We start from the raw sequence: 986 nt of genomic DNA, 5'->3' as shown, positions 1-986 counted from the left end.
GCGCTACCAACATCATTGAAGCTTGTCTTTCCCACATCACCATCTGCAGAAATATTAGAGATCTCGTAAGTCGGAGCTGTCCATGTGCCACCTTCATACTTAGCACTACCACCTAAAGATTGCGCAACACTGCTCCCTAGAGCATATAGCTGATTGCCCGCTACAGCATCACTTGAGTCTTTAGTTATAGACCCATTGGTAAGCGATGTTATCTTGCTGCTTGCATTCTCTTCACCATGCGTCGCTACAAACGCATGTGCAGTGTCGCTCCAATTCAAGGAATCACTCTTTGCTTCAGTAATATCTTTGCTAATTTCATCCTTAATATTCGTGATAGAATTATTCACATTCGAGAAAGAAGTTCCTACACCAGCAAACGCTGTTGCTACATCATGATACTCTTTATCTTCTGTTTTGCCATCTTCTTTCACGCTCTTAACTGTGAATGTAGGCGCACTCCAAGTTCCATTCTCATACTTAGCACCACCACCTAAAGATTTTGCAACACTGCTCCCTAGAGCATGAAGCTGGTTACCCGCTACAGCATCCGTTGAGGTTCCACTAATGTCTCCATTTTTAAGAGACGTAATCTTGCTGTTCTCTTTACTGTCCCCATGCGTCGCTATAAACGCACCTTTAGCCTTTTCCCACAACAACGCATCAGCCTGAGCAGTGCTAATTTCATTAGTAATCTCTTTATGTAAATCCGTGAAAGAAGTGCCTACGCCGGCAGACGCTGAAGCCACATCTGTATAGCTCTCCTCACTCTCAGTACCATCAGATTTTACTGTTTTAACCGTGAACTTAGGTTTGCTCCATTGGCCATCCTCATACTTAGCACCACCACCTAAAGACTTCGCAACTTTATCACCTAGAGCATGAAGCTGGTTACCCGCTACAGCATCCGTTGACGTTCTACTAATGTCTCCATTTTTAAGAGACGTAATCTTGCTGTTCTCTTTACTGTCCCCATGCGTCGCTACAAA

At 44.0% G+C, this 986-nt stretch carries 1 pseudogene; it reads right to left on the bottom strand.

Annotation, left to right across the window (positions count from 1 at the left end):
• Positions 1 to 986 (bottom strand): annotated as a pseudogene (locus ACFIKN_RS01900) (hypothetical protein); the annotation flags it as partial.

It is taken from the genome of Bartonella sp. CL436QHHD, from assembly GCF_042195105.1.
Classification (GTDB): Bacteria; Pseudomonadota; Alphaproteobacteria; order Rhizobiales; family Rhizobiaceae; genus Bartonella.
This window is presented reverse-complemented; position numbering and strand designations above follow the sequence as displayed.